Below are 22,826 nucleotides of genomic sequence, written 5' to 3'. Positions count from 1 at the left end.
CCACGATCCCAGGGACGACCGCAACGCTGACTGCCCGTAGAATGTCGCGATCCCGGTGAAACTCGGTGCGCCCCATGCTCGGCACAAAAATATTCCGCCTCTTCGTCAGCTCCACGTTCAGCGACTTTCAGTTCGAGCGCGCCGTGCTTCAGAATGCGGTCTTTCCGCGCGTGCGGCGCTATTGCGAGCGCCACGGCGCAACGTTTCAACCTATCGATTTACGCTGGGGCATTGGCGACGAACAGGCGCGCGACCGGCAGACCATGCAGATTTGTCTCGCCGAAATCGAGCGCAGCCGCTTGCTGTCGCCACGCCCGAATTTCCTCGCCCTGCTCGGCGACCGTTACGGCTGGCGACCACTGCCCGACAGCCTGCCCCTCGCGGTGTACGAAGCGATCACGTCGACGCTCGACGCACCGGCGCGCGCCGATCTTGCGCTCGCCTATTTGCGCGACGATAACGCCGTGCCCGCGCGCTACATGCTCAAGGCGACCGACGCGCTGGCCGCATGCGCCGGCGGCGACGCGCAGGCCGCCGCGCTGGAGCGACGTCTCGCACAACACTTTCGCCTCGCGGCCCGGCATTGCGACACGCCGGTGCGCCTGAAGCTCGAAGGCGGCGCGACGCACCAGGAAATCGTCGAAGGCGTGTTCACGCATCCCGACGCGAGCAATCACGTCATCGGCTGGTTTCGCGAACTCGACGGACTGCCCGCGCGCATCGATCCGGCGCAGCCGCCCGCCACGCTTTTCGCCGATTACCAGGAAGACGGCGCGCTCGACCGCGCCACGCACGACGAACTCGTCGCGCTCAAGGCGCAGGTGCGCGAGCGTGTGGACCCGGTGCTCGTGAGCGGGCGCTCGCTTTCCCTGGATACGCTCGCCCAGGAGAGCCCGCAACGCGCGGCCTATCTCCACGCATTCGCACGGCACGTGCTCACGCGCCTGCTACGGCTGATTCGCGCGGAAATGCGCGCGCTCGAACAAAGAAGCGCGCTCGATGTCGAGAACGCCGCCCATGCGCACTTCGCCGCCGAACGCGCGCGCGACCTGACCGGTCGCGACGCCGTGCTCGAACAGATCGCGCGGTATCTCGCGCCGTCCAAACGCAAGCGCCTCCCGCTTGTGCTGACCGGCGCAGGCGGCGCGGGCAAGTCGAGCGTGCTGGCCGCGGCGTGCGCCAACCCGCCTGCGGGCAGTGTTGCTGTAGCGCGATTCGTCGGCACGACGGCCGCCAGTAGCGCGCTCGCCTCGATGATCGCGGATCTCTGCGCGCAACTGGATCATCGGTTCGGCGGACCGCCGCCGGAAATGGAGGCGAGCGTCGCGCAGTCGCCGAAAGCCGCCCTTGCCGCGCGGCTCGAACGCGCGAGCGCGCAGCGGCCCATCGTGCTGATCGTCGACGCGCTCGACCAGTTTCCCGCCAGCGACCGCGCATGGATGCTGCTGTGGCTGCCGGCCAATCTGCCGCGCCACGTGCGCGTGCTGCTCTCGTGCCGCGACACGCTCACCGTGCCCGATCGCGCGGACTCGCTGCCGCTCGCGCCGCTTGCGCACACCGACGCCGACCGTCTGCTCACGCGCTGGCTGGCAAGCCGCGCACGCACGCTCACGCCCTTGCAGCGCGCTACCGTGCTCGACGGCTTCGCGGCGTGCCCGCTGCCGCTCTGGCTCAAGCTCGCATTCGAGCGCGCGGCCGGCTGGCACGCCGCCGCCACGCCCGCGCCGTTGCCGCCAACACTGGAAGCGATGATCGGCGCGACGTTCGACGCGTTGAGCGCGCGTCATCCACGCGCGTTGCTCGAACATGCGCTCGGCTATCTGGCCACGAGCCGCCACGGGCTAAGCGAAGCCGAACTCGCCCGGCTGCTTGCCGCGACGCCCGAGGTGGTCGAGGAATTCCGCGCGGGCAGCTACTACGCATGGGACGTGGAGGCGAACGGCCTGCCGCCCGTCATCGGGTCGCGTTTGCGGCTCGATCTCGCGCCTTGGTTGACCGAGAAGCGCGTCGACGGCAGCCTGCTGTGCACGTATTTTCACCGCGAATTCGCGAGCGCGGCGCTCGCGCGCGTGGGCGATGTACGGCGTAACGCGTGCCGCCGCCGTATCGCCGCACTATTCGCCGCACCGCAGGGCGAAGCGCTATTGCAAGCCGCGCTCAACGACGAACCGCGCGCGTTGCGCCGCTTCACCGAACAGGTCTGGCAACTCAACGCTGCGGGCGACCCCGAGGCGGCCGCCGCCACGCTCACGGACCTGACCTACCTGCTGGCCGCATGCGCCGCGCGGCGCCTGCCCGATCTCCTCGACAGTTTCGCGGCTGCCCGTGCGGCACTCGCGAACGTTCCCGCCTCGTTGAGCGCGTGGCATGCATTCTTGCGCTCGAACGCGGCGTTGCTCGAACACGCGCGCGACGACTGGCCGGCGCACCGCATCTTGCTCCAGCTCGCCGCGGAAGAGGCCGTGGACAGCGTGCCGGGCATGGCCGCCGATCGCTGGCTGGCCTCGGGCGCGTGCGACTGGCGCTGGTTCCGCTTGCGCGAGCGCGCCGCACACGCCTCAGCGCCCGCCGTGCGCGCGCGCTTTTTCTCCACCGAGCCTTATGCGAACTTCCGCAGCTTCGAGTACCTGCGCGTGCTGGAAGGCGGCCGGCTCGCCACGCTCGGCAACGCGCCAGACGCCGATAAGGATACCGAAAGATTCGAAGGACGCCGCGGCTTGTACGACACCTTCGTGCGCATCTGGGACTTCGAAAGCGGCCTCGTCGAACTCGAACTGCACGGGCATCGTAACAGCGTGACCTGCTTTGTCGAACTGCCCGGCGCTCGCATCGCCAGCACCTCGCTCGACGGGACGCTGCGCATCTGGTCGCTTGACGACGGCGCCTGCACGGGCGTGTTCGACACGGGCGGCGCGCCGTTGCAGGGCATGGTCCGCTGCGGCGCCGACTACCTTGCGATCACCTATGGCGAGTGTGTCGAGTCGCGTCGCATCGCGGACTTCCAGCCCCACGCGCGGCTGGATCACGGCGGCGACTACGCCGATCTGGAAGCGTTCGACGCGCAACGCGTGATCGTGCGCGCCAAGCGCGAAGAGGATGTCGTGGAGCGCTGGCTCTGGAACGTCGAAACTGCCGACACGCTGCGCCTGCTCGATGGCGGCGACCTGATCGTTGCGAGCGCAACCGGTTCTGCCACATCGCCGCGCGTGCTGAGCTGGAGCAGTGCCGACGCAGAGGGCCCCGCGCGCATCGCGTGGAACGGCGAGTCGCAGGAACTCGCGCCGCTCGTGGCGCAAGCTACCGGCGACGCCTCCGGGCAGTCCGGCGCGCCGGTCGCCGTGCGAAGCGCGACCTCGCTCGGCGACGGCAGCGCGGCGCTCTGGCTGGAGGACGGCCGCATCGTCGTGCTCGACGGGCCCGGCCGCCCCGCGCTCGCGGTGCTCGACCCGCGCCGCACGACAACGGTGAGCGCCGACGAAGGCCAATACTTTTTCCAGGGCGTGCTGCGCCTGCCCAACGGCGAACTCTGCGACTGGCACAGCGACGACGAGCACCACGCCCTGCGCCGCTGGTCGGCGGGCGGCGTGTTGCTAGCCGACTGGCCCGGCGACGGCAAGATCACCGGCATGTCGCTGTGCCGCGACGGCATGCTCCTTCAACGTTTCTGGCGCGACCGCAGGCTCGACGCCGACCGGAGCCTCGAACGCCGCGACCCGATCAACGGCCGCGTCGTGGCGCGCATGACAGGGCACGCCCATTTCATCGACGATGCGATCGACCTGCCCGACGGCACGATCGTCTCGTGGGCGCTCGACGAAGGCGTGGTGCGCACGTGGGAACCCCACACGGGCAAGCCGCGCGCCGTGTTCGACGGCCGCACATGGGTCGACGCGGTTCGCCCGCTCGACGACGGCACCGTGCTGATCGCGATCTGGTCGACGCTCGTGCGCTTCGACTGCGCGTATGTCGCGCCGCCTCCGCGTATTTGCGGCGGCCTTCAGGTGGGCGACGCGCACGCGCTCACCTGGGAGGACGATCAGGACGCTGTGCTGTGGCGCTGCGCCGACCGCGAACCGCTCATGAGCGTGCCTAACTCAGGCAACCTTGCCGAGGCACGACTGCTCACACCGGACCACCTGTTGCTCTGGGACGACAGCGACATCTGCTGGTCGCTCTGGAAACGGCGTGGCGAAGGACTCGACGCGGACGGCATAGCCACGCTGGCCTTCCCGCAAGACCACGATGTGCGCAGCCAGACCCACGTCACGCTGCACGACGACGTCGCGGTGTGCCTGTACGAAGACACAAATGCCGAATGCCTGCATGCGCTCGCCTATCGCCTAGACGACGGCGCGTGTGTCGGACATCGCATGTTGTCGCTGACCGGCGACGACCACGCCAAAGGCTTCGCGATCGGCGCAAATGCGATCGTGCTGGTGCACCAGGGCAGCGCGTCGCTCGTGCGACTCGACCGGGAAGACCCGCCGCAGATCCTCTGCGCAGGCGAAGAAAAGGTTTTCGACGTGAAGTTGCTCGAAGGCCGCCGGTTCGCCACGATCGGTAAGGAGGCGGTCCACATCTGGGCGGAAAACGCCGAGCGCCTGCACACACTGACGATCGAAGGCGGCAAGATTCGCGAGGCGGTCGTGGCGCGCGGGAGTTTGATGATCGCGTCCGCATCCCGTTACGCGCTTTACAACGCGGCTTCCTTTGAGCGCCTTGTGGAAGGCGTGCCCGCGCGCGGGTTTGCGCTCACGCGCATCAGCGCCGGAGCCACGCAGCGGTTCTTCGTCGAAATGCGGCGCGGCGACGAGCAGCACGTGGACGTGATCGATCGCGCCGCCGGGCGGCAAACGAGGCTCAGCGGCCTGCCCGCGATCGATGCCGATGCGCGCCCGCCAGCGGATCTGGATACCGAAGGCGCGACGGCACGCTCCACCGCATCGCCGCGCCCCGCTTTCGCCGTATTCGGCACGACGAGCTGGTGCGTGTTCGATGAAACGGGCGGCCCGATCCGGACGCTTGACGGCCGGGTATGGGAGGACACGCGCTTCGCCGGGACCGCCGACGCGCACACGATCGTCGAGATACGCAGGGACAGTATCGCCATCCACGACCTGCTCGATCCATCGAGGCAGCCGTGCGTGTACCGCGACAGCACTCCGCTCGCCTGCATGACCACGGGGCAGCCCAGCGTCACCGTGAGCGAGAGCGTCTTTCGGTTAAACGGCAATCCGGATGATCCGGCTCGACGCGCGAGCGCGTACTGGACGATCCACGAACAAGGCCCGATCACCGGCCTGAGCAATCTCGTGGACGGCAGCCTGCTCGTGAAAGGCTGCAATGGCATCGCGCGGCACCAGCACGGCGCCTATTGGCTCGACGAATGGATTGGCGGGCGCCGCGTGCGCGATGCAACACTCAATACGCCCGACACGATGCAAACGCAGCCCCAGGATGCGTTGAGCGCCGAAACGCAGTAAGCGCGCGAGCGCTCACACGGCCGCTTTCACGACTCGGGGCTGAAACGCGGCATTGCGCGGCACGTCGCCCGCAGCCTCGTTGCGCGCGGCGCTCGTGGACAGGTAACGCAAACAGCACACGCGCAAGAACGACGCGAAATTCAACGGCTCCTCGCCGCGCAGCGCGAGCAGTTCGTCGTAGAGCTTCACGGCGAACTGGGTCGTGGTCATGTTCTCGCGGTTGGCGATTTCCTGGAGCACGTCCCAGAAGAGATTTTCGAGCCTCACCGTGGTCACGACGCCATGAATGCGCAGCGCGCGCGTGCGCGATTCATACAGGATCGGATCGGCGTTGACATAAACATTGCACATGCGGTCAACCTCATGGAAGTGTGGCTGCGTCGCGGCGCATCTGGCGCGCCGCGACGCGCGGCCACTAGATTTCGCGCCGGTTCATCTGCCCGGCGATATAGTCGGCCTGGCGGATTGCGAGCGTCACGATGGTCAGCGTGGGATTCTCGCCCGCGCCGGTGGTGAACTGACTGCCATCCGAAATGAACAGGTTCGCCATATCGTGCGCCTGGCCGAACTTGTTGCACACGCCATCCTGCGCGCGAGCGCTCATGCGCGCCGTGCCGAGATTATGCGTTGACGGGTAAGGCGGCACGCGATACACGGTCTTCGCACCCGCCGCGTCGTACACGGCCGCGCCCTGCTTGAAGCCGTGCTCGCGCATGGCCTGATCGTTGGGATGGTCGTCGAAATGGACGTTGGCGACCGGCAAGCCGTACTGATCCTTCACGCCGTGATTGAGCGTAACACGATTGCTCGCACGCGGCATGTCCTCGCCAACGATCCACATGCCCGCCGTGTACGGATACGCATCCATCGCGCGCGTGAAATCCGCGCCCCATGCACCGGGATTCAGAAACGCGGCATAGAACGGCAGGCCCAGCGAGATCGTCTCCATGTGATAGCCGCCCGCGAAACCGCGCTTCGGGTCGAAGCGCGCCTCGTCCTCGATGATGCCGGCCATCGTCGTGCCCTTGTACATCTCGACCTTGTCCTCGAACACGGCATACACGGAGCCCGTGGTGTGGCGCATGTAGTTACGTCCCACCTGGTCAGACGAATTGGCAAGGCCGTTCGGATAGCGGCTCGACGCCGAGGCGAGCAGCAGGCGCGGCGTTTCGATCGAATTGCCCGCCACCGCCACCACGCGCGCCCTCTGGCGTTGCAGCTTGCCCTTGTCGTCGTAATAGAGCACGGCGTTCACCTTGCCGTGCGCGTCGTGCTCGATGCGCGCGACATGCGAACGCGGGCGCAATTCCATATGCCCCGTTGCCAGCGCCTTCGGTATCTCGGTGTAGAGCGTGGACCACTTGGCGCCGAAGCGGCAGCCCTGAAAACAGAAACCGCGTTGGTAACAGTGGCTGCGATCGTCGCGATTCACGCTGTTGATCGCCATGTGCCCCGTGTTGCACTCGCGATAGCCCACTTTGGTTGCGCCCGCAAACATCACCTTGAAGTTGTTGTTGCCGGGCAGGCCGGGCCAACCGTTCGTGCGCGTCACACCCATCTTTTTCTCGGCGCGGACGTAGTACGGATCGAGATCCTCACGCGTGACGGGCCAGTCGAGCAGCGTGGCGCCGTCGATCGCGCCGTAGGTCGTGCGCGCCTTGAATTCGTGCGGCTGAATGCGCAGGCTCGCGCCCGCCCAGTGCGTGGTCGTGCCGCCCACCGTCTTGCAGATCCACGCGGGAAGATTGGGGAAATCCTTCGCGACGCGCCAGGTGCCCGAGGTCGTGCGCGTGTCGAGCCAGGAGAGCAGTTTGAACGCGTCCCACTCTTCCGTTTTGAAATCGGCCTGGGTGTTGTGTCCGCCCGCTTCGAGCACGACTACGTCGATGCCCTTTTGCGCGAGTTCGTTCGCGAGCGTGCCGCCGCCCGCACCCGAGCCGATAATGACGACGACATGGCTGTCGTCGAGCGAAAAACGCTTGCTGCCTTGCGTGCTGCCTTGAGTCGTTGCCATGTTGGGTCTCCCGAAGTCACGCCGCTGGAACAGGGCCGCTGTCCTGTGCGGGCGGGTCAGGCAGCCACGCGAGATTGTTGAAGCCCTTGAAGAGATAGCCGCCGTCGCCCTCGCTCGCGCCATAGCCGAAGTGCTGGTACGCGAGCGTGCTGCTGTAGAGCGACACCACGGCCGTGCTGCGCACGGTCTCGAAGAACGGCGTGCCCGCGATGGCGGCGACGTCGCGCGCCTGCGCGTCGCCCGACTGCTTCGTCCAGTCGCCGCCGGGGGCCGCCTTGTCGAGCGCCTGTACGCCATCGGCGAGTTGCTTGCGCACGGCCGCGCTGCCCTGCGCCTTGGCGTCGAGATCTTTCACCGCGAGCGCGTACACGGCGTCGTCGAGCGTCTTGTGCGGGAACAGTTGCTTTGTCATCGCGAGCAGTACGGCGCCCTGATGCGTGTCGAGATGCTGGAGTTCGAGCGCCCACACGCGGCTGGGGGCGAACACCGCGAGCGAGGAAGATACCGCGAGCGTGCCGATCAGAATACCCGTGCCCTTGAGCCATTCGCGGCGCGTGAGCGCGATGCGCGCGCGCGTGTCGCCCGCCGCCCGCTCATCGAGAGCAATGCCTATGGTCTTGCCTGTCATCGTCGTCTCCTTCCATGTTGGCGCGCGGACTGTTGGCGTCCTTACGCGCGGGCAGGTGCCGGGCTAGCGATAGTGCCCGTGCTTTTCCAGCACCTCGATCTTGTAGCCGTCGGGGTCTTCGATAAAGAAGTAGCGTGCGAGCAAGTCGCCCGCGTCGTTCCTGAACTCGCGCAAATCTTTCGGCGCGACGCCAAGGCCGGCGTCGAGACCGAGCAGGCGCTCGCGCTCGGCGCGCGCATCGTCGACCACCACCGCGACGTGGCCATAGCCGTCGCCATGCGTGTACGGCGTCTCGCGGCCCTTGTTCCAGGTGAGTTCGATTTCGGCGTCGGCTTCGGCGTTGCGCAGATACACGAGCGAGAAGTCGTCGAAATCGAGGCGATGGCTCGGCGTCATGCCGAGCACCGCGTCATAGAAGGCAAGCGAGCGTTCGAGATCGCGCACACGGATCATGGTGTGAATGAGCTTGGCCACGTCGTGCTCCTTCAATGCGTGATGCGCGTGCCGAGCAGCGCGAGGAACTGCGCGAGCCAGTTTGCGTGCGAGGTCCATGCGGGCGCGGTGACGAAGTTCGCGTCGGTAATCGCGTCGGGCCAGTCGAGCGCGGCGTACTGCGCGCCCGCGAGCCTCACTTCCGGCGCGCAGGCCGGGTACGCGGCGATGCGCCGGCCTTCGATCACGCCCGCCGCCGCCAGCAGTTGCGCGCCGTGGCACACGGCGGCGATCGGCTTCTTCGCTTCGGCGAAATGGCGCACCCACTCGATCACCGTGTCGTTCAGACGCAGATATTCGGGCGCGCGGCCGCCGGGCACGAGCAGCGCGTCGTAGTCGGCGGGATTCGTCGAGGCGAAGTCGGCGTTCAGCGTGAAGTTGTGGCCGCGCTTTTCGGTGTAGGTCTGATCGCCTTCGAAGTCGTGGATCGCGGTGCGGATGGCGTCGCCCGCGCGCTTGTCGGGCGCGACGACGTGCACCGTATGGCCAACGGCCGCAAGCGCCTGGAACGGCACCATCAGTTCGTAATCTTCGACGAAGTCGCCGGCGATGATGAGAATGCGCTTGGACATGTTTCGTTTCCTCTCGGTTTGCGTGATGGAATGGGGGCGAGACGCTCGCGCAGGCAGGCCGCAATGCGCCGCACGGAGCGCGCGCGGGGACGGGTCGAGATCGGCATGGGCCGCTCTTGCGGGGACATTGTGGGGGTCGCCGTTGCCCGGCCGCGATGGCGGCCGTTGGGAAGCAATGTAGCGACTGAAGCGCCCGAGCAGGTAATACCTGGCTAAATGCGAGCCAGGGATTTCACCGAGCCGGTGCGGGCGTGCGGGCGTTGATTGCGTTTGTGGAGAGCGGCGCAGGCGCTATTTGAAACGCACGCGCTCCGCGTACCCGCGATGGAGCAACGGCGCGTACTCGTGCAACTCCTGCGGCGCGACGTCGAAGGCCCGGCGGAAGGCGCGCGTAAAGCTGGACGCATCATTGAAACCCAGCCCCGCGGCAATGTCGCGGATCGCCACATGAGGAAAGCGCACCAGTTCATCAGCCGCCATTCGCAGCCTGCGGTTGCGGATATAAGCGGCCAGGCCGCCTTCATGCTCGAATAGGCGGTACATGCTGGCGCGAGAGAGATGCAGTGACGCCAGCACGCTATCGGGCGACAGGCCCGGATCATGCAGATTGGCCTCGATGTATCGCCGGACCTGCCCGTATGCCGCCGCGCGCACCGCGGCGCGCGCGTTACCGGCAAGACCAGCTTGACGGCTGAAAGCCGCCAGGACCAGCTCGACCGCCGTCAAGAAGGACGCGTGCGCTTGCGCCTGGCTCAATCCAACGATGCTTCGCCTGAGCGCCACCACTTGCTCGATCAGAAGACGCGTCAGCGGCGTGTTGGCGTGAACCCAGCGACCATGCAGCGAGGCTGCATCGGGAATCGATCTTTCCACCAAGGCGCGGGGCACGAACAGGAGCAATATCCGGCCGGGGAAACTCCGGATCGTGCACGGCTGGTCCATGTCCAGCGCGAGAATGGACGGCGTGTGCGGCGTGGGGAACGACTGAGCCGCTTGCGAGCGCGATTTTGCGTCCAGGAACTGCCCCGGCTGTCCTTCCAGAAACACGCTGAACGTGATGTCGCGAATGCTCTCTGTCGACACCCGGCCCAACGATCGCACCGCCACGTTCGGTCCGGTGCGAAAGTCGAAGAGGCTCATGTCGTCGATCGTGTAACGCGACAGCGATGCGTCGAACGTGTCTTCAGGCTGCTTCGACGCAGGCCGTATGTCGTAGACGGGACTCATCCGCTCCTGCCAGGCCAGAAAGCTTCGGCGCGCGTCTCCTTGAACGCTGAAACTGCTGTGGACGATGCCGGGCGCGAGCGTGGGTGGTTCCGGCGGCAGCAACAGGCGACCGGGCACGGTCGCGACGATGTTGTATGTGTGGGGCGAATCGTCGTTCAATGCCGTGCTCATTGCTGATTGATATTCAGTCTTGGTTATGTGCTGCGGCACGGGTAGCCACGGCAACTTTCCATTGCCGGTGAACGTTGCGCGCCGCCTGACCTGCGCTTCTCCTGCGCTTGACCGCTTAACGCGGCGCGCCGCGTTCTTCGTGCACGAGTTCCGGCCGCCACGCGGCCACGACCGCTTCGAACTGCGCGCCATAGCCCAGCGCATCGGGGTAGCGCTTCACGCGCGACGCAAGACGAAACACCGTGATCACGTCCTCCACGATGTCGTCGTCAAGACTCCACGCCGTCGTCAGATCGTAACGGCCGCAGGCCGCCGGGTTCCACCAGGCAAGCAGGAAGTCGGCCACGCGCAGGGCCTGGCCCGTATTGCCCCGCGCGATGTCCAGCAGGCGTTGCAGTGCCTGCTTCTCGGTATCCAGCACCACTTCGGGACGCATGGCTCCCCCGTAGGCGATCGGTGCGGCAGTGCGAACAGCCTGCCGGCGGTTGTTGTTGGACCGGTGCGCGCAACCGTCACGCGCTGCCCTGGTTGAATGTCCATGTACTTTTGCCGCCGCGTGCGGCGTGACGCGAACGCTTGACGCGATACATCTCCTGGTCCGCCTGATCGAGCGCCTGCTGGATCGTGGCGAAGCGCACCGCCACGCAGCCGGCCGTCGCCCCCGCGTAATGCAGACGAACGTTCGGCAAAATGTAGTCGCCCGTGGTCACGGCCGTTATGCTCCCGGCGATGACTTCCGCCAGGCTCGCAGCCTCATCGTAGTCGGCGGACGCAGCCGCAACGAACGCGAACTCGTCGCCGCCAATGCGCGCGAGAAGCCCCTTGCCCGAGGTCGCCGTCAACAGCCGTTCGGCGCACGTTTGCAGAAACTGGTCGCCGACCGCATGACCCCGTCGATCGTTCAGTTCCTTGAAGCCGTCCAGATCGATCATGCAAACCGCAACATAGGCGCCGTCCGATGCGGCGCTTGCCATCAGGCGACCGAGTTCCTCATGCAGCGCGCGCCGGTTCGGCAGGCCCGTCATTTCGTCGATGAGCGCACGGCGCGCGAGATGCTCGTTGGCAAGCGTGAGTTGCTCGATGAGCCGCTCGCGCTCGATATGCTCCGAAATCAGCTTGGCGAACACGTTCAGCGCACCGCGCGCACGCGAACTGATTTCCAGGCTCTCCCGGCTGATGCCGCATAGCGTGCCGATCACCGCTCCGCTTTCCGCACACACCGGCGCGCTCGCATACGTGCAGATCTCGAGCTCGGAGGCCGCGCGCGAATCGCCCCAGATCTCGCGCACATTGCTCACGACGCGCCGCCCGCTTTCCAGACTGCGCTTGCACAAGGTGTCAAACCACTGGACCTGCAAGCCCTCCGTGATCTGCACGTTGCCTTCGTTGCGCGAATAAAGGACGGTCTGTACCTCGCGGCCGAAATCCACCGAAGTCAGGTATGTCGACTCGAGTCCGGTCAATATCCCAAGCATCTCGAGCAGCGGCCGCACGAGACCTTCGAGATTATCCGCCGACACAACCTTTTGCGAAAGCCGTTCAAGTAGCTCATCCATACTGGTGATTCACCGTAAAGCAATTGAAACCGCGTTTTAGTTAAACAGCCATTCAATGTCGATCGACGAATCATTCAATCTTCGGAAAGCGGATAAAACGGGGGCGCATGAGTCTCGCGCAACAGCGTCACCCTGCTCTGCGGTACGGCCGGCAACGCCTTGGTACAAGACCCGCAAGCCTGGTTGACGTGCGCTTTAGCGTAGCAGGTTTTGACGATTTCATGCCGCTTTATCCTTCTTCGCTTCGGCCGGCTTTCAGCAAAGCGGCGTTCCCGGCGAGAAAAGATTGAGTCGATTAATCGACGGAACCTAATATGCAACAGGAATTGTTTTTATTCAATCGTGGACCACCCGCAATAGAGCGGGCTTTACACGAGCGCCGGGGCTTGCGTCGCATGAGCGCGCACGAAGCGCTATGCTGTCGGCCCCGGATCAGAAACAGCATGGAGAACGCAAGGCATGAACGAAACGGTAACAGTGGCGGGCGTGGTCGGCACAGGGTTGATGGGCGTCGGCATCGCGACACAGTGTGCGCTGCACGGCCTGCGCACGATCGTGCATGACGTCGATCCCGCGCGGCTCGTGAGCGTGGCGGCAAAAGCCGAAGCCGTGCTCGACGAGCTGATCGATGCTGGCCGCATCGACGCGGCTGCTCGCGCGGCGGCGCTCGCGCGTATCGAAACGAGCGCGTCGCTCGACACGATGGCCGACGCCCAGTTCGTTTTCGAGGCCGTGCCCGAAGTGCTCGATCTCAAGCACCGGCTCTATGCGCAACTCGGCGCGGTGCTCGCCCCCGATGCGATTCTCGCAAGCAACACGAGCGGCTTCGAGCCCGACCTGCTCGCGCAGCCGCTGGCCGCGCCCGAGCGTTTCGTGATCGCGCACTTCTGGAATCCGCCCCACATGATCCCGCTCGTCGAAGTCGTGCCGGGAAGCGCCACCACGCCCGCGGTGACCGCACGGGCGGAAGCGCTCATGCGCGCGATCGGCATGGAGCCCGTTGTGCTCGCCAAGGCGATTCCGGGCTTCGTCGGCAACCGCTTGCAGTTCGCGGTGCTGCGCGAGGCGCTCAATATCGTGCGCTCGGGCGCGGCGAGCCCCGAGGTGGTCGATCGCGTGATGAAGGCGTCGCTTGGCCGCCGCTGGGGCATCGTCGGCCCGTTCGAGAGCGCGGACATGGGCGGCCTCGACACCTTCGTCGACATCTCCTCGCACCTCATGCCCGAACTCGCGAAGGACGAAGACGTGATCGATTTGTTGCGCGCGCAAGTCAGTGCGGGCCGCGTGGGCGTGCGCAGCGGCGCGGGCTTCTACGACTGGGACGAAGCGCATTTCGCGCGCGTGAAGGCCGCGCGGCGCAAGCTCATTGCAGGCGGTTGATGGCGCGAAGGCGCGCCATCAGGCCTCGATGCCCAGCGCAACAATGCGACGATATAGCGTCGCGCGCGCCATGCCGATCTGCGCGGCGGCTTTCGTCACGTGACCGCCCGCTGCACGCAGCGCGTCGGTGAGAAAGCGCCGTTCGAACGCCTGCATCGCCTCGTCATATTGCTGTGCATCGGCTTGATCCGGCGGCGCGGCAAGCGGCGTAGCGAGCGGCGCGTGAGGCGTCTGCTGTCCGGCGCGAGAGTCGAGCGGGTTGCGCTCGTCGCGCCCGTCACCGATGAAGCGCGCGAGCGAACGCGCGTCGATCCGCTCGTTCTCCGAGAGCAGCACGGCACGCTCCAGCGTGTTGCGCAGCTCGCGCACGTTGCCGGGCCAATGGTACGCGCACAGCACCGCGAGCGCGTCGCGGTCGAGTTCGAGATGCACGGCCCCGCTTTCCACCGATAGCTTGTCGAGAATCGCATAGGCCATCGCCTCGATGTCGGCGAGGCGATCGCGCAGCGGCGGCACGCGGATCGTGAGCACGTTGATGCGATAGTAGAGGTCCGCGCGAAAGCGGCCCTGCGCGACCAGCGCGGGCAGATCCGCCGACGTCGCGGCAATGATGCGCGCGTCGGTGCGCACGATACGATTCGACCCGAGCGGCTCGAATTCCTGTTCCTGCAACACCCGCAGCAATTTGCCCTGAAGCGCGAGCGGCATGTCGCCAATCTCGTCGAGAAAAAGGGTGCCGCCCTGGGCCAGCTCGAACTTGCCGATGCGCCCCTTGCGCTCCGCGCCCGTGTACGCGCCGGCTTCGGCGCCGAAGAACTCCAGCTCCAGCAGCGTGTCGGGAATCGCCGCCACGTTCACCGTGACGAGCGGGCCGTCCGCGCGCCCGGACGCCCCGTGTATGGCGTGCGCGAGCAGCTCCTTGCCCGTGCCCGTTTCGCCGAGCAGGAGCACCGGCGACGCGAGACGCGCGGCGCGGCGCGCCTGGCGCTTGACTTCGAGGCTCACGGCGCTGGTGCCGATCAGGCTGGAAAAGCTGTACTTCGCGCGCCGCACCTGTGCGAGCGACTGGCGCGTGCTGATGAGTTCGGCCCGCAGCCGCGCGTACTGGCTAAAGAGCGGCGACAGTCCCTTGAGCTCGTTGAACAGCACGAAGCCGACCGCGCCGATCGTTTCCCCGGTATCGTCCTTGATCGGCAGGCGCGTGACGACGATCGGATCGCGATCGGTTTCGAGAATGTCGAGCAGGATGGGTTCGCCGCCCTTCACCACGTCGCGCATCATGCTGTTTGGAATGACGCTTTCGCAGTCGAGGCCGATCACCGCCGCCGGGTCGTCAAACCCGAAGCGCGCCGCGTAGTGCTTGTTGATCCAGACCACGCGCGCGTTGCGATCGACGATCACGGTGCCTTCGCTGAAGTTTTCCAGCGACTGAAAGAGCGACTGCATCGCCAGTTTGCGCACGTGGTCGTAGTCGGCCAGCAGCGCGGTCGTTTCCATTTCCATTCGATTTCTTTTGGCAGGTCGTGGCCTGTTCCGGCCCGTGGATTCTCGTTTTCGGGACAGATTATCTCAGAAATGAGAATGCGCCGCATGCCTGATATTCAAGGCCTTTTCGCATGCGCCTGACGGCGGCGGCGTGCGCACGCACCCAGGCCGTCCCGGATTTGAGACACCTTGCCCGCGCAACCATCCGGCGCATGCCACGCGCCCTGCCGCAAGCCTCGCCGCGCCGCCTCCCGCAAGGCTTGCCGCGCATTGGCACATATCGTGCTCTATAGCGCAGTCGCGCCGTCTTCGAAGCGCGGAACAAGCAAACGTGCCTGCACACGAATAAACCAACTGGAGACAAGATGTCCTTTGTGATTGTGATCGCCGCTTTGGCGTTCCTGATGCTCGTGGCCTACCGTGGCTACAGCGTCATCCTCTTCGCGCCCATCGCCGCACTGGGCGCCGTCCTGCTGATCGATCCCGCCGCCGTCGCGCCCGTGTTCTCCGGCATCTTCATGGAGAAGATGGTGGGCTTCGTGAAGCTCTACTTCCCCGTGTTCCTGCTCGGCGCCGTATTCGGTAAGGTCATCGAACTATCGGGCTTCTCCGAGGCGATCGTGGCCGCGGCAATCCGCTATATCGGCCGCTCGCGCGCCAACGCCGTGATCGTCGCGGTGTGCGCGCTGCTCACGTATGGCGGCGTGTCGCTGTTCGTCGTGGTGTTCGCGGTCTATCCGTTCGCGGCCGAACTCTATCGCCAGAGCAACATTCCCAAACGCCTGATGCCTGGCGCGATCGCGCTCGGCGCCTTCACGTTCACGATGGATTCGCTGCCCGGCACGCCGCAGATCCAGAACATCATCCCCACCACGTTCTTCAAGACGACCGCGTGGGCCGCGCCCTGGCTCGGCGTGATCGGCTCGGTCTTCATCATCGTGGTCGGTCTCACTTACCTCGAATGGCGCCGCCGCAGCGCGATGGCCAAGGGCGAAGGCTATGGCACGTCGCTCGTGAACGAGCCGGAGCGCGTGGAAACGGGCAACCTTCCGCACCCGCTGCTCGCCATCGCACCGCTCGTGCTCGTTGGCGTCGCCAACTTCCTGCTGACCAAGTGGATTCCGCAGTGGTACGGCGAGAGCTTCACCGTCGCGCCCGATGTGCTGCCCGGCATTCATGCGCCCGTGACCGTGCCGGTCAAGAGCGTCGTGGCCATCTGGGCCGTGCAGGGCGCGCTGCTGCTCGGCATTCTGCTCGTCATCGTCACGGCGTTCGGCCGCGTGAAGGAACGCTTCGCGACCGGCACGAAAACGGCGGTGGGCGGCGCGCTGCTCGCCACGCTCAACACGGCGTCGGAGTATGGCTTCGGCGGCGTGATCTCGGCGCTGCCCGGCTTCCTCGTGATCGGCAACGCGCTCAAGGCGATTCCCAATCCGCTCGTGAACGCCGCCGTTTCGGTGAGCGCGCTCGCGGGCATCACGGGCTCGGCATCGGGTGGCATGAGCATCGCGCTCGCGGCCATGTCGGACACCTTCATCAAGACCGCGCAGGCCATGCACATTCCGATGGAAGTGCTCCACCGCGTCGTGGCCATGGCCAGCGGCGGCATGGACACGCTGCCGCACAACGGCGCGGTCATCACGCTGCTCGCGGTCACGGGCCTCACGCACCGGGAGTCGTATCGCGACATCTTCGCGGTGACCATCATCAAGACGCTTGCCGTCTTCTTCGTCATCGCCGTGTTCTATCTCACCGGTATCGTCTGACCGGCACTCACACGAGGCTCACTCATGCAACTCCTCAACACGCCTGCCCTCGCCGGAAAAACAGCCGTCGTCACCGGATCGACGAGCGGCATCGGACTCGGCATCGCAACGGCGCTCGCCCGGGCGGGCGCCAATATCGTGCTCAACGGCTTCGGCGACCCGGCGGCCGCACTCGCCCAGATCGAAGCGACCGGCGTGCGCGCCGTGCATCACAACGCGGACATGAGCCGCCCCGCCGAGATCGAAGCGCTCGTGGCCTTCGCGGCGAGCACGTTCGGCGGCCTCGACATCCTCGTCAACAATGCGGGCATTCAGTACGTCGAAACGATTGAGAATTTCCCGGTCGAACGCTGGGATCAGATCATCGCGATCAATCTGAGCGCGACGTTTCACGCCACACGCGCGGCGCTGCCCATCATGCGCGCGGCGGGCTGGGGACGCGTGATCAATATCGCCTCGGTGCACGGGCTCGTCGGCTCGGTCGGCAAGTCGGCATATGTCGCGGCCAAGCACGGCGTGATCGGGCTCACCAAGGTGGCCGCGCTGGAGACGGCGCGCAGCGGCGTCACCGTCAATGCGATCTGTCCGGGCTGGGTGCTCACGCCGCTCGTGCAGAAGCAGATCGACGATCTCGCCCATCGCGAATCGATCTCTGTCGAGGACGCCACGCTGAAACTGCTCGGCGAAAAGCAGCCGTCGGCGCGCTTTGCGAGCGTCGAGCAGATTGGCGGCGTCGCCGCGTTTCTGTGCTCCGAGGCGGCCGCCGAAATGCGCGGCGCGGAGCTCAAGGTGGACGGCGGCTGGCTCGCGCAGTAACCGTCTGCCGTTGTACGTGGAGGGAGATGCGTCCCTCCACGCGCTCGCGGCGGCGACCTTCAAGCCACCGATGCGCGCTCCGCCCCTTGCCCGATGACTTCGACAATTTGCCCCTCGCTCACGCGTATCACGCGATCGGCGGCGTCGAAGAAGCGGTCGTCGTGCGACACGGCGATCACCGTTTTGCCGAGGCGCTTGAGCGCCGGCAGGAACTCACGGTAGAACACGGCGCGAAACGTCGGATCCTGGTCGGCCGCCCATTCGTCGAGCATGATGACCGGCCGCGCTTCCAGCATCGCCTGGACGAGCGCGAGCCGCTTGCGCTGGCCCGTGGATAGATCCGTGGTCGTGAACGCACCGTTTTCCACGCTGACCTTGTGCGCGATTTCAAGGCGCTCGATCATCGCCTGCGCCCGAGCGATCATTGCGGGATCGCTCGCCACGAAATCGTCGAGCGGCACGCCGGGCACGGCCAGGCGCGCCGAAATCCCGTGCCGCCCCGTCATTTTGTTCCTCTCGCGTCGCTTCATCGTCGATCTATCGATCGAACTTGAATGATAATGAGTCTTATTAATTATGCAGATACCACGAATTCCCGGACAATGGAGGCCGTGGGATTCGGCAAATGCGCGTGCTTGAAGGGACTCGGACTTCTTGTGGGAAAACTGCCCGCGGCGCCCAAGGCGAAAGCAAGCCTGTCTGTTGCAATTGAGACCGGGGCCCCGGCCATAGAGACGGACAACCTGAGGCCGCACGAGGACGAGAATCGTCCGCCCTAAACGAATTGACAGCAATTTCACATCAAATGGACACCATGCCCGACACCGCCCTGCCCGCCGGAGTGCACGAGTCGCGCTCGCGGACGGGCGCCGCGCGGCGCGAACTGCCCAACGTGTTCGGCCAGTCGATCGAATACGAGTCGGGCGCCCGCGAGATCGCGCACACGCACCCGCGCGCGCAGCTCCTCTACGCGACGAGCGGCCTGATCCGCGTGCGCACGCCCGCAGCAAGCTGGGTAGTGGGCCCCAATCGCGCGCTACTGGTGCCGCCGCGCGTGGAGCACGAACTGGAGATGGTCGGCAAGGTCGCGTTTCGCACGCTCTATATCGAGCCCTGCCCTGCGCTGGGCGACGTGGAAGGACGGCTGCTGCCCGTGAGCGGCCTGCTGCGCGAAGCGATCTTGCAAATGGTGGTCGAGCCCGCGCGCCCCCGCGAGCCGGGGAGCCTGGCGGACGTGTTGTCGCAGCTCATCGCGCGGCTGCTCGAAAGCGCGCTGCAAATCAATGGCACGCCCACGTCCCTTCTGGAGGCGGCCCATGCCCTGGCCACGCCAACGGGCGCCCTCGCCGACACCGCCGCCGAGGCGGGCCGCCTGCCGATGCCGCAGCACCCGCGTTTGCGCAAGATCTGCCAGGTCCTGGTGGACCATCCCGCCAACGCCGACTCCCTGGAGCATTGGGGCGACCGGCTCGGCGCGAGCTCGCGCACGCTCGCCCGCCATTTCCAGCGCGAAACGGGCATGCCGTTCGCGAAGTGGCGCGAGCAGATGCGCGTGTCCGAGGCCATGTGCCAGCTTTCCACCGGCACGCCGATACCCGAGGTCGCCGCGCGCCTGGGTTACGCCGACGCCAACACCTTCGCTGTGATGTTCAAGCGCGTGCTGAATGTCACGCCGCTGAAGTACCAGGCGATGATGTGTCCGCCGCAAAGCGATGCCTGAACGGCAAAGTCAGGCTCGTGGTACATGCGCGGTTCCCCGTTGTCGAACCGTGGTTGTCGCCGAAAGGCGTTTGGAGACTGCGGCACGGCTTGGCGGTTAGTTGCAACATATTGGCCGATATGCCTCTATGAACTCCGAACGCCGACCAAGGCGATCGCCTATCTATTTCATACATTTTTCTTCGTAAATACAAACTTTTCCGAACCAACCTCGAATAAATCATGTGTCTACCGGTCCCGGATCGCATACACTGACGGCAAATCCAGCCTCGGATTCCCGTCTCTACGAACAATGGCCAGTAAAACGCTCCAGCGGCTCATGGAAACCGCCCTGCGCGGACAGCCGCTCGATCCTCAGATGCTCCGCGACTGCGGTGTCAGCGCCCAGCAGACCACCTACCTGGTGAACGCCGGCTGGCTTCAGCGCCTTTCGAAAGGGGCCTACCTGCTCGCGGGCGACACGCCGGCGCGCGACGGCGTACTCGCGTACCTCAGCCGGCATGTGACGGATCTGCATGTAGGCGGCAAGACCGCGCTCGACTGGCAGGGCGCGCGCCACGCTCCGAATATCCGTGAACGCGTCACACTTTGGGCCGGGCGGCCCTATGTCATGCCTGCGTGGGTCGGCGAGGCACTGTCCCACACGCTACAGACGACGCAACTGTTCGATGAAGACCTGCCCGATGGCTTCGCCATCTCGCCGCTTCCCCATCTGGATCCGTCGATCCTTGTCTCCGAGCCCGAGCGGGCGCTGCTCGAACTCGCGAGCGATATCGGCAAACGGCACGCAAAAGGCCAGTCACTCGAAGAGGCGTTCCATATCGCGTCCTCGCTGAGCCATCTGCGGCCGAAGGTGCTCGGCACCCTCCTTGCCCACTGTACGAGAGTGAAGGTCGTCAAACTCGTGCGGGACCTTGGCGACGCGAGCGGCTTTGCGTGGGGAAAAAACCTGCAACGCCACGTGGACAGGCTCGGTCCAGGAAAGCGCTGGACCAGCAGCCGCAAGGGCGCGCCTGCTTTGAACCTGAAGGCGTAAAGCGCACGGCTCCCATGCGCCGGGCCGTGAGCAGATGAGCGACCGCTCGCTGCCTCGCCCCGCAGGTTCGTATGGCCACCGTCCGTGCCTCGCCTCAGCGCTTTGCGCGCCCCGCTCTCTTGCGGGCCGCAACCGCCTTGGCCTTGCCCACATCGACCGGAACAAACGGCGCCTCGAAGTGCTTGACGAGAAAGTCGATGAACGCACGCGCGCGAGTGGATTCGTTGCGTTGTCCCGGATAGTAGACGAACAGATCCGCCGACGGCAGCGCGATGTCGGGCAGCACCAGCCTGAGCCTCCCGCTCTGGACGTACTTCGCGAGATCCCACTCCGAGCGGATCAGGATGCCGTGGCCGTCCAGCGCCCACCGCAGCACGATATCGCCGTCATTGCTGGAGAGCGAGCCGTGCACCTTCAACGCTTCCAGACGATCGTCCTGCATGAATCTCCAAACGCCGAAGGCATCGTCGTTCTGCGTGTGGATGATGCAACGATGATTGACCAGATCCTCCATGCGCCGCGGAACGCCGTGCCGCTCCAGATACTTCGGCGACGCGCACAGAAACCGGCGATTGCTCATCAGGCGGCGAGCCCGCAACCGCTGGTCGGGCAACTCGCCAAACCGGATCGCCAGATCGAAAGCGCCTTCGACGAGATCGACAGGACGATCCGTGACCACGAACTGAATATCGACGTGCGGATAGCGTTTTGCGAATTCCGACACCAAAGGCGCAATCGTCGTGCGCCCGAATCCAAGCGTTGCATTGACGCGCAGGCGGCCGTGCGGATCGGCCGGCGTGCCCGCAATGGCGTCCTCCATCTCGCGCACCTGATCGAGAATCTGCGCGGCGTAGCGCGCGTAGGTCTCGCCCTCGGGGGTCAGGCTCACGCTGCGCGTCGTCCGGTTGACCAGCCGCGTACCGAATCTTTCTTCGAGAATGCCAAGCCGTTTGGTTGCCGCCGGAGGCGTGAGCCCTAGCGAGCGCGCCGCGCCGGAAAGGCTTTTGAGCTTCGCCAGTTGGACGAAAAACTCGAAGTCGGTGGTGGAGTCAGTTCTCACTTTGGGTAAAAAATGAAATGAATTGAAGTGAAGTATAGGCGGGGCTTGCGCGGCTATGCTTGGGTCCCATTGCAGCGGCGCCGCATGCCACCCAGAGATCCAGCCAACGTGTCAGACCAGGAGACACCTTCATGAAAATCGTCGAGATTCGCGAACACACCGTTCCGATCAGCTCCCCGATCCGCAACGCTTATATCGACTTCAGCAAGATGACGCTGAGCCTCGTCGCCGTGATCACCGACGTGATGCGCGACGGCAAGCCGGTCGTGGGCTACGGCTTCAATTCGAATGGCCGTTACGGTCAGGGCACACTCATGCGCGAGCGCTTCATCCCGCGCATTCTCGAAGCCGATCCCGCTTCGCTCGTCAACGACGCCGGCGACAATCTCGACCCGCACAAGATCTGGGCGACGATGTTCACCAACGAAAAGCCGGGGGGCCACGGCGAGCGCTCGGTGGCCATCGGCACGATCGACATGGCGGTGTGGGACGCGGCGGCCAAGATCGAAGGCAAGCCGCTCTTCCAGTTGCTGGCCGAGCGCTACGGCCAGGGCCAGCCGAATCGCAGTATCTTCGTCTATGCGGCGGGCGGCTACTACTATCCGGGCCAGAATCACGACAAGCTCAAGGACGAGATGCGCAGCTACATCGACCGCGGCTACACGGTCGTGAAGAAGAAGATCGGCGGCGCGTCGCTCGACGAAGACCTGCGCCGCATCGACTCGATCCTGAGCGTGCTCGGCGACGGCCAGAAACTCGCTGTCGATGCGAACGGCCGCTTCGATCTCGACACCGCCATCCGGTACGCGAAAGCGCTCTCGCAATACGACCTGTTCTGGTACGAGGAAGCGGGCGACCCGCTCGACTACGAACTGCAAGCGACGCTGCGCAATTACTACGACAAGCCAATGGCGACCGGCGAGAACCTGTTCTCGATGCAGGACGCGCGCAACCTGATTCGCTACGGCGGCATGCGCGCCGATCGCGACTGGCTGCAATTCGACTGCGCGCTGAGCTACGGCCTCGTCGAGTATCTGCGCACGCTCGACATGCTGCATCAACACGGCTGGTCGCCGAGCCGCTGCATTCCGCACGGCGGCCACCAGATGTCGCTGAACATCGCGGCCGGTCTCGGCCTTGGCGGCAACGAGTCCTATCCGGACCTGTTCCAGCCGTACGGCGGCTTTCCCGATGGCGTGAAGGTCGACAACGGCTACATCACCCTGCCGGAGCTGCCCGGCATCGGCTTCGAAGGCAAGGCCGACCTGTTTGCCGAGATGCGCAAGCTGTCGGCCTGATGTCGGCTTGAAGTTGGCCTGAAAGCCGCCTTCATGCGCGCGAACCCGGTCTTGTGCCGCTGCCTGGCATGGATCGTCAGCAACACGCGCCGGAAGCCGCTAAAAGGGCCGCACCATGACGCA

General features: G+C 65.6%; 17 protein-coding genes and 1 pseudogene. 7 read left to right on the top strand and 11 right to left on the bottom strand.

The window, feature by feature from the left end:
- The first annotated feature begins 74 nt into the window (after window positions 1–74).
- The gene (locus C7401_RS12340) at window positions 75–5,483 is read left to right on the top strand and encodes an AAA family ATPase (protein WP_112171657.1); all 5,409 of its coding nucleotides are present in this window, start codon (window positions 75–77) and stop codon (window positions 5,481–5,483) included.
- A 12-nt stretch (window positions 5,484–5,495) separates the two neighbouring features.
- On the opposite strand, the gene C7401_RS12335 is transcribed toward C7401_RS12340, so the two are convergent.
- The 8 genes from C7401_RS12335 to C7401_RS12300 all read right to left on the bottom strand — a co-directional run bounded on the left by C7401_RS12335 (window position 5,496) and on the right by C7401_RS12300 (window position 12,143).
- A complete protein-coding gene (locus C7401_RS12335; protein ID WP_112171656.1) occupies window positions 5,496–5,834 on the bottom strand; it encodes a ribbon-helix-helix domain-containing protein in 339 nt (112 codons plus the stop codon).
- A 64-nt stretch (window positions 5,835–5,898) separates the two neighbouring features.
- Entirely contained in the window at window positions 5,899–7,497 is a 1,599-nt protein-coding gene (locus C7401_RS12330; RefSeq protein ID WP_112171655.1) for a GMC family oxidoreductase, read from the bottom strand.
- 16 nt (window positions 7,498–7,513) lie between these two features.
- Window positions 7,514–8,125 carry a tat (twin-arginine translocation) pathway signal sequence gene (locus tag C7401_RS12325; RefSeq protein WP_112171654.1) on the bottom strand — a complete coding sequence of 204 codons (612 nt, stop codon included), beginning with the start codon at window positions 8,123–8,125 and terminating at the stop codon, window positions 7,514–7,516.
- 63 nt (window positions 8,126–8,188) lie between these two features.
- Complete coding sequence (locus C7401_RS12320) at window positions 8,189–8,599, bottom strand: VOC family protein (RefSeq protein ID WP_112171653.1); 411 nt, start codon at window positions 8,597–8,599, stop codon at window positions 8,189–8,191.
- 11 nt (window positions 8,600–8,610) lie between these two features.
- Window positions 8,611–9,189, bottom strand: a complete 579-nt coding sequence (locus C7401_RS12315; protein WP_112171652.1) for a DJ-1/PfpI family protein — start codon at window positions 9,187–9,189, stop codon at window positions 8,611–8,613.
- A 291-nt stretch (window positions 9,190–9,480) separates the two neighbouring features.
- Window positions 9,481–10,575: a helix-turn-helix domain-containing protein gene (locus tag C7401_RS12310; RefSeq protein ID WP_258397008.1), complete on the bottom strand. Its 1,095-nt coding sequence runs from the start codon at window positions 10,573–10,575 to the stop codon at window positions 9,481–9,483.
- A gap of 127 nt (window positions 10,576–10,702) precedes the next feature.
- Complete coding sequence (locus C7401_RS12305) at window positions 10,703–11,023, bottom strand: DUF7673 family protein (RefSeq protein WP_112171650.1); 321 nt, start codon at window positions 11,021–11,023, stop codon at window positions 10,703–10,705.
- Between the two features lie 76 nt (window positions 11,024–11,099).
- Window positions 11,100–12,143, bottom strand: coding sequence for a GGDEF domain-containing protein (locus C7401_RS12300; RefSeq protein WP_112171649.1), 1,044 nt, complete (start codon window positions 12,141–12,143; stop codon window positions 11,100–11,102).
- Window positions 12,144–12,602: 459 nt separating this feature from the next.
- On the opposite strand from C7401_RS12300, the gene C7401_RS12295 reads away from it, so the two are divergent.
- Window positions 12,603–13,523: a 3-hydroxyacyl-CoA dehydrogenase family protein gene (locus C7401_RS12295; protein WP_112171648.1), complete on the top strand. Its 921-nt coding sequence runs from the start codon at window positions 12,603–12,605 to the stop codon at window positions 13,521–13,523.
- Between the two features lie 18 nt (window positions 13,524–13,541).
- Here the strand turns inward: C7401_RS12295 and C7401_RS12290 are convergent, their stop codons facing one another.
- Window positions 13,542–15,026 carry a sigma-54 interaction domain-containing protein gene (locus C7401_RS12290; protein WP_112171647.1) on the bottom strand — a complete coding sequence of 495 codons (1,485 nt, stop codon included), beginning with the start codon at window positions 15,024–15,026 and terminating at the stop codon, window positions 13,542–13,544.
- Between the two features lie 347 nt (window positions 15,027–15,373).
- Between C7401_RS12290 and C7401_RS12285 the strand changes: the two genes are divergently transcribed.
- Together C7401_RS12285 and C7401_RS12280 are read left to right on the top strand one after the other, a co-directional pair.
- Entirely contained in the window at window positions 15,374–16,774 is a 1,401-nt protein-coding gene (locus tag C7401_RS12285; protein WP_112171646.1) for a GntP family permease, read from the top strand.
- 24 nt (window positions 16,775–16,798) lie between these two features.
- A complete protein-coding gene (locus tag C7401_RS12280; RefSeq protein WP_112171645.1) occupies window positions 16,799–17,590 on the top strand; it encodes a 3-hydroxybutyrate dehydrogenase in 792 nt (263 codons plus the stop codon).
- A 59-nt stretch (window positions 17,591–17,649) separates the two neighbouring features.
- Here C7401_RS12280 and C7401_RS12275 read toward each other — a convergent pair.
- Window positions 17,650–18,042: pseudogene (locus C7401_RS12275) on the bottom strand (ATP-binding cassette domain-containing protein); the annotation flags it as partial.
- A gap of 362 nt (window positions 18,043–18,404) precedes the next feature.
- On the opposite strand from C7401_RS12275, the gene C7401_RS12265 reads away from it, so the two are divergent.
- Window positions 18,405–19,310 (top strand): AraC family transcriptional regulator, encoded by a 906-nt coding sequence (locus C7401_RS12265; RefSeq protein WP_181565565.1) that lies wholly within the window; start codon window positions 18,405–18,407, stop codon window positions 19,308–19,310.
- Window positions 19,311–19,601: 291 nt separating this feature from the next.
- The gene (locus C7401_RS12260) at window positions 19,602–20,345 is read left to right on the top strand and encodes a type IV toxin-antitoxin system AbiEi family antitoxin domain-containing protein (RefSeq protein WP_112171641.1); all 744 of its coding nucleotides are present in this window, start codon (window positions 19,602–19,604) and stop codon (window positions 20,343–20,345) included.
- Window positions 20,346–20,439: 94 nt separating this feature from the next.
- Here the strand turns inward: C7401_RS12260 and C7401_RS12255 are convergent, their stop codons facing one another.
- Entirely contained in the window at window positions 20,440–21,405 is a 966-nt protein-coding gene (locus C7401_RS12255; RefSeq protein ID WP_112171640.1) for a LysR family transcriptional regulator, read from the bottom strand.
- 131 nt (window positions 21,406–21,536) lie between these two features.
- Here C7401_RS12255 and C7401_RS12250 point away from each other — a divergent pair, with 131 nt between their 5' ends.
- Window positions 21,537–22,703, top strand: a complete 1,167-nt coding sequence (locus tag C7401_RS12250) for a mandelate racemase/muconate lactonizing enzyme family protein (protein WP_112171639.1) — start codon at window positions 21,537–21,539, stop codon at window positions 22,701–22,703.
- The last annotated feature ends 123 nt before the right edge of the window (window positions 22,704–22,826 follow it).

Origin of the sequence: Paraburkholderia unamae, assembly GCF_003268775.1 — a bacterium.
Lineage (GTDB): Bacteria > Pseudomonadota > Gammaproteobacteria > Burkholderiales > Burkholderiaceae > Paraburkholderia > Paraburkholderia unamae.
The sequence above is the reverse complement of the archived record's forward strand: the minus strand, read 5'-3'. Positions and strand labels throughout refer to the sequence as shown.

Excerpts from the sequence above, each read along its gene's own strand:
- C7401_RS12325 (WP_112171654.1), bottom strand. The coding sequence starts at position 8,125 with ATGACAGGCAAGACCATAGGCATTGCTCTCGATGAGCGGGCGGCGGGC.
- C7401_RS12295 (WP_112171648.1), top strand. The coding sequence starts at position 12,603 with ATGAACGAAACGGTAACAGTGGCGGGCGTGGTCGGCACAGGGTTGATG.
- C7401_RS12300 (WP_112171649.1), bottom strand. The coding sequence starts at position 12,143 with ATGGATGAGCTACTTGAACGGCTTTCGCAAAAGGTTGTGTCGGCGGAT.
- C7401_RS12285 (WP_112171646.1), top strand. The coding sequence starts at position 15,374 with ATGTCCTTTGTGATTGTGATCGCCGCTTTGGCGTTCCTGATGCTCGTG.
- C7401_RS12250 (WP_112171639.1), top strand. The coding sequence starts at position 21,537 with ATGAAAATCGTCGAGATTCGCGAACACACCGTTCCGATCAGCTCCCCG.
- C7401_RS12260 (WP_112171641.1), top strand. The coding sequence starts at position 19,602 with ATGGCCAGTAAAACGCTCCAGCGGCTCATGGAAACCGCCCTGCGCGGA.
- C7401_RS12305 (WP_112171650.1), bottom strand. The coding sequence starts at position 11,023 with ATGCGTCCCGAAGTGGTGCTGGATACCGAGAAGCAGGCACTGCAACGC.
- C7401_RS12330 (WP_112171655.1), bottom strand. The coding sequence starts at position 7,497 with ATGGCAACGACTCAAGGCAGCACGCAAGGCAGCAAGCGTTTTTCGCTC.
- C7401_RS12280 (WP_112171645.1), top strand. The coding sequence starts at position 16,799 with ATGCAACTCCTCAACACGCCTGCCCTCGCCGGAAAAACAGCCGTCGTC.
- C7401_RS12340 (WP_112171657.1), top strand. The coding sequence starts at position 75 with ATGCTCGGCACAAAAATATTCCGCCTCTTCGTCAGCTCCACGTTCAGC.
- C7401_RS12265 (WP_181565565.1), top strand. The coding sequence starts at position 18,405 with ATGCCCGACACCGCCCTGCCCGCCGGAGTGCACGAGTCGCGCTCGCGG.
- C7401_RS12315 (WP_112171652.1), bottom strand. The coding sequence starts at position 9,189 with ATGTCCAAGCGCATTCTCATCATCGCCGGCGACTTCGTCGAAGATTAC.
- C7401_RS12335 (WP_112171656.1), bottom strand. The coding sequence starts at position 5,834 with ATGTGCAATGTTTATGTCAACGCCGATCCGATCCTGTATGAATCGCGC.
- C7401_RS12290 (WP_112171647.1), bottom strand. The coding sequence starts at position 15,026 with ATGGAAATGGAAACGACCGCGCTGCTGGCCGACTACGACCACGTGCGC.